The sequence below is a fragment of the Kamptonema animale CS-326 genome, from assembly GCF_028330895.1.
In the GTDB taxonomy this organism is placed as follows: Bacteria; Cyanobacteriota; Cyanobacteriia; order Cyanobacteriales; family Microcoleaceae; genus Kamptonema; species Kamptonema formosum.
On the sequence record NZ_JAQMUA010000264.1, the window covers coordinates 1 to 7,287 of the forward strand.

General features: G+C 45.7%; 7 protein-coding genes. All 7 read right to left on the minus strand.

Features of this window, described 5'->3' with window-relative positions; translation table 11 throughout:
* Positions 1–221, minus strand: a 221-nt coding sequence (locus PN499_RS15370) for a hypothetical protein (RefSeq protein ID WP_272032869.1), incomplete at its 3' end; no start/stop codon positions are given.
* A gap of 21 nt (positions 222–242) precedes the next feature.
* Positions 243–3,770, minus strand: coding sequence for a hypothetical protein (locus PN499_RS15375; RefSeq protein ID WP_272032870.1), 3,528 nt, complete (start codon positions 3,768–3,770; stop codon positions 243–245).
* Positions 3,767–4,711: a DUF4007 family protein gene (locus tag PN499_RS15380; protein WP_272032871.1), complete on the minus strand. Its 945-nt coding sequence runs from the start codon at positions 4,709–4,711 to the stop codon at positions 3,767–3,769. The genes PN499_RS15375 and PN499_RS15380 overlap by 4 nt, the downstream gene beginning before the upstream one ends.
* Positions 4,712–5,011: 300 nt before the next feature.
* Positions 5,012–5,263 carry a ribbon-helix-helix domain-containing protein gene (locus PN499_RS15385; RefSeq protein WP_272032872.1) on the minus strand — a complete coding sequence of 84 codons (252 nt, stop codon included), beginning with the start codon at positions 5,261–5,263 and terminating at the stop codon, positions 5,012–5,014.
* Complete coding sequence (locus tag PN499_RS15390; protein ID WP_272032873.1) at positions 5,260–5,850, minus strand: ParA family protein; 591 nt, start codon at positions 5,848–5,850, stop codon at positions 5,260–5,262. The genes PN499_RS15385 and PN499_RS15390 overlap by 4 nt, the downstream gene beginning before the upstream one ends.
* Before the next feature lie 141 nt (positions 5,851–5,991).
* Complete coding sequence (locus PN499_RS15395; protein WP_272032874.1) at positions 5,992–6,555, minus strand: IS630 family transposase; 564 nt, start codon at positions 6,553–6,555, stop codon at positions 5,992–5,994.
* Positions 6,555–6,938, minus strand: coding sequence for an IS630 transposase-related protein (locus PN499_RS15400; protein ID WP_272032875.1), 384 nt, complete (start codon positions 6,936–6,938; stop codon positions 6,555–6,557). The genes PN499_RS15395 and PN499_RS15400 overlap by 1 nt, the downstream gene beginning before the upstream one ends.
* Between the last annotated feature and the right edge of the window lie 349 nt (positions 6,939–7,287).

Consider the following 7,287-nt stretch of genomic DNA (forward strand, 5'->3'; position numbering starts at 1 on the left):
CCCCCCCCCCCCCCCCCCCCACGTCGCACCGCCGCTTCATCCAAGGGATTACCCTCAATTTGAGTCGAGCTGCGCGTACTTCTTTGCAAAGCATCGTGGCGCAGGCGTAGAGTGGTATCGGGTGGCAGCGGTAACACCTCGATGACAGCACGCGCACCCTCAATGACTCCTAAATGCCTAACCAGTTCGTGATTGTAGGAGAAGCGGGGAATAAAACTCATGGACTAATACTATATGACAAATTAGGCATGGCTCGTTTCTTGCCCAGACTCTCGATTTTTATGTTTTCCCCGCATCTGAGCAATATTCTCCTGAGACACCGCGCCTAAAATCTTCTCAGCAAGCTTGACAACTACAGCTTGCCGTATTTGAGAGTTTTCGGGTAGTTCTGCAAGAAACTTGTTAACAAAATGGTCAACTTGGTCTTGGCGATCGCGGTCAATTCCAACCATCTGATGAATTTCTTGACCATCAGGACGAGTGACTGTAATTCTGCGGGCATCAAAACCCGCACCTTTGGCAACAACCTCCTTCTGTAAAGCTTCCAAGTTTTTGAAGCGTCTGGAGATGTCACTCAGATTAACTGCAAACTTCGTAACATCCTCATCTGTCCAAGACTCAGCGGGTTTATCAGCTACAATCATCACTAGAGCTTCTAACCATTCCTGAGCCGCTGCGGTTTCATCTGCTGCTGCTACTGTGAAACTATGAAGAGTTCTTTCAATAGACTGTCCCATGAGATGATGGGAACGAACCCGTAAATCTTCCCGCAGCTTTGCTTCGCTACCGCGAACAGCGAACGCATCGTAGAGAAGGTTTTGACATTCTCTCAATAATTCATCATAGGCTGTCTGAATTTCGCGGAGCGCTTGAACCAACTTTTTGCGGAGGGTTTTAGCTGTTGTGCCATCGTCAGCCTTATCAGTACCAATAGGCGGCAACCCGCAAGCTTGGGGTAAGGCTGTAAATAGGAGTTCATCAGGTTCGGGTGCCTGCTGTAAGGTTTGCAAAACAGCTAGTGCTTCCGAACTGAGGCGTTTGGTTTTCTTAGTGTAGGCGGGCAGCTTTTTGACAAACTGGAATAAGGGTCTAACTACCGTCAGCAGCGTAGTATTTCTAATTCCCGGTGGCATTTGAGAGTTGGGCGATCGCAATATCGCTTCCAGTTCTTTGAAGACTTGCGATCGCACTCCCACCACTTCAAAATATTTAACAGCGAACCGGGAAGGGTCTTTAACCAACAGCTCAAAATGTTCTGCTCCCAACACCGGGATAAACGTGCCGTCTTTGTATACGCCAACATCATCAATGTGGTACAACAAAACAGCCGCTAGTAGCACCGGAATTACACCCCGTTTTACTCCAATTGGCGGTGCTTCTAATTGCTTATAAAGATTGTCTAAAGTCTGCTGTTTGTCCTTGGCAAAAAGACAGAACGCCTCAATTACCTGCCATCCAGTCAACACCCCAGAGTCTTCTTGAGGTGGGAAAAATCCCCAGTCTCCATCTTCAGACCTGTGAATACCTGTGTTCTTCAGCACAGAAAAATACATACTAACTTCAGGGCCATATCCCTGCAAACCCAGTCGTTCTTGCTCGCTCGTTTCAAGCATTGCTTCAATCAGTTCCCGTCTGGCTTTAGCACCTTGAGAAGTTAATTCACGCCGATTAATTAACTCATTCCAAAGGATAATACCTTGACTATAAACCTCATCGCAGACATCCGAAAGCTTACCGTTTAAATCTGTAACGTGGCTGATTGTTTCTTGTTTTCCCTGTATCCAACAGCAGCTCTTTGGATCTGCCACATCAAAAGCTTGTGAGAGTGTTTCATCTAACAATTGTTCTGCTTGAACCAACCGATATCGAACTTCCTTCCTTGCTACCCCATCAGTTTGCAACTCAGGAGCACTGGTTTGAATTTTTTTCAGTGCTGCAAATTCCCTCGCTCTGCTTCGCAGTAAATCTAGTTTGGCAGCACGCAACACAATCAGCGGAGTCCCATCAGCCGCAGTAGATGGCACATCAGTTAGGCTAGCTTCATCAACCCAATACCCCACCAAACCATCGCCGCCATTGCTGGCACATCGCAGTTTTTTTAAGTCTTCTAAACCATCAAGATACCTACGCTCAAAGTAACGTAGGGTACCTGTTTTGTAGCTGTGACGCTGAGCAACCAAGGGTGTGAGGGGACGGATGGCGGAAAGAAGATTGACTAAAGAAGATCGCTCTTGTTCGAGATATTTTGTCAGTTCAAGATCGACATTAAAGTCTGAACCTTCCCAAATCCGCAACTCGTCCAGTTGTCGCCGATGATTGACAAGACCCTTCTGTATAAGATTTTCAATTACTTGTTGCCAGTGACTCAAGGTAGTGTCAGAAGGACTGTCACACATCGCTAGCGACACCAAAGTACGAGTTGCCATCACCGCACCTGTAGTAGTCACGAGGTTTAAAATCCCAATCGCTTTTAAAACTCGCAGACTATCAGTATCTTTACGTTTAGCATCGTCAATTAAATTCTGAATTTCTACCCACCGCTGGAGATTTGGTCGTGAAGCTAAACCCATCCCCACCGCTTCGATGAAATAGTCGTAAACTCTATCCAACTTCAGCGTCGGCAGAGACTCTTTCCCCCTTTCGGGCAAGCAATATACAACCGCAGTTTCCTCTAAAAAATTCCTAAAAGAATAGGGTTCAGCGCTAGTGAGAAATGTAAATAACGATCGGTCATTTTGGGCATAGCGAGTGCAGAGAATTGGCAACACCAACGCTACGATGGGATGCAGCGGGTAGACCTCATCCAGCAAGTTGAGTGTAAAATCATCCTTGATGTCACTTGGCAAACCCTCCAACCATTCTGCGGCTTGGCTATTGATGGCACAGAGAATTGCTTCTGCATTAGAGCGATTGATTGCTTGACCAATCAATCGCATCATCTGTACTGGAGAATCATTAAATGATATATGCTCAAATCTTCCCTCAATCTTCGCCCATTCGTTGCGCTGTACAGAGGCTAATCTTTCGCCATAATCGGTAAATGCTTGGTGCAACAGACCTACTATATAAACCTGAGAACCGTTATCTCTTGACAGTTCAGCAAGTTGCTGCAACAGATATAAGTCTTCAGCGCCTTGGTTTTGGACAGCAAATTCTAAATTTTTGCCCAGTTCGTCAATAATTAGCAGCATATCTGTTTTCGCAGATGCGGCTACTTCCTGCACTAAGTTGAGGACTTTCCGACTATCTACTGCCCCTCCTTTTGCAACAAGTCCTGCAATATCTACCAGTTTTTTAGCTGCGTCTAATTTATTTCTATCTTGAACTGACCAAAAAACGTTTGCTCCTTGTTCTAAAGCACGCACAATTGTATGCGAGAGTGGTTCCCGCTGTGCTGTAGCTACGGCTCGAAACAACCCCTGACTCGGTATATTCTCTTTTAAAGCGAGGTACTCAGAACTATCCGAACCTAATGGTTCTGATGCAATTTCTAGCGCCTTTTGGCGCATCTGACTGCTTTGGGGAGCGCACAGAGATGCCAGAAAATGGGCAAAGGCAGATTTTCCCGTACCATAGACGCTAGTTAAAGTCCAAGCGCTTCTGGATTGCTTTTCAGTTAATCCAGCTAGGATGCGTCTGAGGGCATTGACTGACCTCTCAGTTGGGATATATCCCAGCAAGGCATCGATTTTTTCTAAATCCCGCTCGATGTTGATGGAACGAGAGTAGCGACGATTGAGGCTGAAGTATTGAGATAACGGTTTGTTCATCGTTTTACTCTCGCGTACCGTCTCCCTTTGTAATACTTATCTAGGATATCAAGAGCTAGCTTCTCTGGATCGTTCGTAAAGGAAAATTGAATTAAACCAGCCGATTCAGACAGTTGGATTGAGTCCGAATGTCTTGCCACCTGTTCAATTGCGTCGCAGATAGCACTCTGTCCAAGCTTAAATGCCATACCGGGGCTGCCAATATCGTAAAGGAGGCGAGAGATGGCTATAGTCCTTGACCCGCGACCAACCCAGCTAGCATATTCTAAGCAGGCTGAAACGACTATCTCTGCTGGTAAATTCCTCGCTTGACCAACTCGGAATGTGTAGTGCCTGGAGTCTCCGGCTGTGCGAATGATTCCCAGTTCAGTAAAGGGACAATCCAGGCTGTCCTCAGTTACACCGGTCTTGGGAGTTCCTTGTTCCACATACATTCGCAAAATACAGGTGACATCCTTTTTCAGGGAAGACTCGGCGATGCGAGGTGCCACACTATCTCTGTAATCGCATAAAGCATTGAATAATTCGTCTTGGGAAAATTCCACTGCCCGAAAAACGTTGAACGTAAAATGCCAAGCTGTTGCCAGACAGGGCGGTTTGAGTAGGTTCCAGTGCAGTAGCCATAGTGTTGCGGGATCTTCACTGAAGGGGTCCCAACCATCATCTTTTAAGAGGCGATCGCCATTGTCTGAGGAGGCATGATCTGGTAGCACTTTGAAGGCATTGCACCAGTAGCGAATGGCATTCACCATGTTTTTTCCAACACCTAGCCGCACTGGGGCATCTTCCCGCAAGAATACTTCTGAATCTTGTGTGGCTGCATCAAAACCCTTTTTGAGCCAGCCAAACCGGGGATGAAAAGTCTCGTGTCTGGCAAAGACCGGATTTCCACTATACGCTGGATTTAGGGTACTAAATATGTCTTGGTCGGGGTGTTTCACTGTGACTTCTGCTTGGGTTGGTACTCGCGAGCGTTCTCAAACACCAGTTTTGTTGTAGGTATAGGCTAAAACATACACCAAATTCAGACGGGAAACGCATTCACCCTGACTCAGCCGATAAAATTTTGATGATCCGTATGTTTAGCTCTCTCACGCTTGATGCCAACTGGCTTGAGATAAGGAGCGATATGGAGAATTAAACGATCTGTTCCCGATATTCATAAGTTATTTTGTCAATGCGTAAGTCCTAGTCATTCGGTTTCAGGGGCAACCTTGTCAGATGTTTAAACATTCAAACATCTAAATATTTAGATGTTCATGGGCATCGAACTGCTGGAGGTATTGAGCAACGGACTTTTCAACAAGGGAACTCATTTCGGAGCCTGACTGTGCAGCAGCAGATTTAAGCTGGCGATGCAATTGCTTTGGCAAGTAAACAGTAGTGCGGACAAAATTGGGGTCTTTGCTTTTGGACAGTGCAGAACTGGGGGAGGGTTCAGGTTCACCCGGCTTGAGTTTCTTAGCTTTTAGCAAATCATCAAAGCGACTCATGGCAAAATCTCCTTGCCGACGGCGAGGTAACAACCCCAAGCTGCTTTAGCGTAGGCATCTTTAACAGCGCTCACGGGAACCCCTGCGAGGGCTGCCTTTTGAAATACCGCCAGCCGCCTTACGTCAGACTTGAAGATGGGCAGTCCAGCTTTTTCAATGGTTGCCCTGCACTCAATCCCCACTTTACTCGGAGCTGGTGGGATGAGTGTGAGCAAAATGCGGTAATTGGACGAAAGCGAATGCAGAGCCTCGACCATTTGCAGCATGGCGCTCAGGGCCATTGCATCGGGAGAACTCGGCAAGATCAACAAATCGCACCCTTCTGCTAGGGTTTTGAGTTCATCCGGTGCCGGTCTAGCTGGCGTGTCAATGACGATATGTTCGTAGTCCCTAGCAAACTTAACGCCTTGCTTCTCATCCACCACTTTGAACGGCAGAGAGCCGCGAGCCGACCAATCCAAAGCGCTGCGATTGAGGTCGCCGTCCACTAAGAGTGCGGGTGCTTTAGTTTGTAAGTAAGCGGCCAAATGCAGTGCTGTAGTTGTCTTTCCGACCCCGCCTTTAAATGAGGCGACTGTCACGATCATAGGTTTACCACTAAGTTCATCTACTCAATCTTACACTACAACATCTAAACATCGAAATGTTTAGATGTTTAGATGTTTATAAGAGATCCCTCTGTGACCTTCAAAAGCAAAGTGCCAGCGGTATTACAGCACTTCCGGATGTTATGAGGTACAGTAGCAGCAGTTAGTAAACCAATTTTTTAAATGTTTCGGATTCATTAAGTCAAGAGCCACAGCAATTATGGTGTCAACCATTTTAGTGGTGGTTGGGGAAAACTGTCGCAACAAAGATTTAAGCTGAGACCACCATAATTCAATCGGATTAAAATCAGGAGAGTAGGGGGATAAACACAATATAGAAGCACCCACAGCTTCAATCATAGGCTTAATAGAAGCTAGTTTATGAGCGGGTAAATTATCCATAACTACTACTGCTCCCGACCACAATTGTGGCACCAAACATTTCTCGATAAATACCTCAAATGCTTTGCTATCCATCGAATTATCCATTGTCATTAATGCCACTACTCCCTGGAGACTAATTGCACCAATTACTGTGACTTTTTCCCCTCGATAAAAAGGTTTGACTCCATAGGCTCTAGTTCCTCGTTCCGAACGTGCATGAGTTCGTTTTAAACCTAGCAAGACTCCAGTCTCATCCAGAAATACTAGGTTTTTTTGCTCGATATTCTTGACTTTTTCCCAATACTCTAACCTTAACTTCATCACTCTTTTTGTCCCTGCTTGGCTACTCCTGAACGTTTTTTTTTGCGATTTAATCTTAACTTCTGTAACGCGCTACACATTGCTGTTTTACTCACCCAATTTCCAGTTTTGTGGGCAAATAGCTCACACAACTCTACTAAGGTTGCATCGGGATGTGCTACCACTATTTCTCTTAACTCTGTTCGGGCGTTATTCAAATGACTGTACCTCGGTTTTCCTCTGGGCTTGGGCTGTAAATTCCCCTCTATTTTTTGTTGTTTAACAAGCTTTTGAACTAAGCTTTTACTCACAGCAAATATTGCTGCTGTTGCTCGGATCGACAGCTTCTGCTCTTGATGTGCTGCTACTATTTTTTTTCGCAAATCTACTGAATATGCTTTCATGGTATATTATTTCTTAGTTGATTCTCTCAATACTTCGGACTGTTGAAAATTATGTTCTTCGGTACATAGTTGGGCTAAGACCTTTTATGAAATAGCGATCGCAACGTACACAAGTGGCTTACACATAGCTTTTATCAGAAATATGAGGTACATACAAAAGCAGACCACCCAAGAAATTTAAAGAACAGGACTTACCGGATCTCACCCTTAACCGATTAGTTGGCGATCGCCACTACCTACCGGCGGAGTTCATAGGGTTGAAGCTAGGGCTACGTACCGTTAGCGCGATCGCCCCTGAAAATAGTCTGTAGTTGTTCTACTGTACCTCATAACATCCGGAAGTGCTGTA